Origin of the sequence: Photorhabdus sp. RM96S (assembly GCF_042879335.1) — a bacterium.
In the GTDB taxonomy this organism is placed as follows: domain Bacteria; phylum Pseudomonadota; class Gammaproteobacteria; order Enterobacterales; family Enterobacteriaceae; genus Photorhabdus; species Photorhabdus kayaii.
This window is the reverse complement of the sequence record NZ_JBHFKT010000222.1, coordinates 1-316: the sequence shown is the minus strand read 5'-3', so window position 1 is coordinate 316 and position 316 is coordinate 1. Positions and strand designations below refer to the sequence as shown.

General features: G+C 57.0%; 1 protein-coding gene. It reads left to right on the top strand.

Annotated features, from left to right (window positions below; genetic code table 11):
- Positions 1–316: hypothetical protein (locus tag ACGF49_RS25075; protein ID WP_387493488.1), on the top strand; the 316-nt coding region annotated here is incomplete at both ends.

Below are 316 nucleotides of genomic sequence, written 5' to 3'. Positions count from 1 at the left end.
AGATGTCACCCAACTGACGGCCAACAACCTGACCAACAGCGGATTTATTCGCGGCGGCAAAGTGGATTTGACGGCCCAACAGACGCTCACCAACCGGGGCGGCCAGATTCAAGGCGATGACCGGGTGACCCTGAAAGGCCGGGATATCACCAGCGCATCGACTGTGCGCGGGGATGGGGCAAACCGCTGGCTGGACCGTCCGTCCGGCATCTATGTGCAAAATGATAAGGGCACCTTATCGCTGAGCGCCATTAACAATGTGCAATTAACCGCCAGTGACGTCAAGAATGCGGGTAAAGACGGTCACACCGAGATA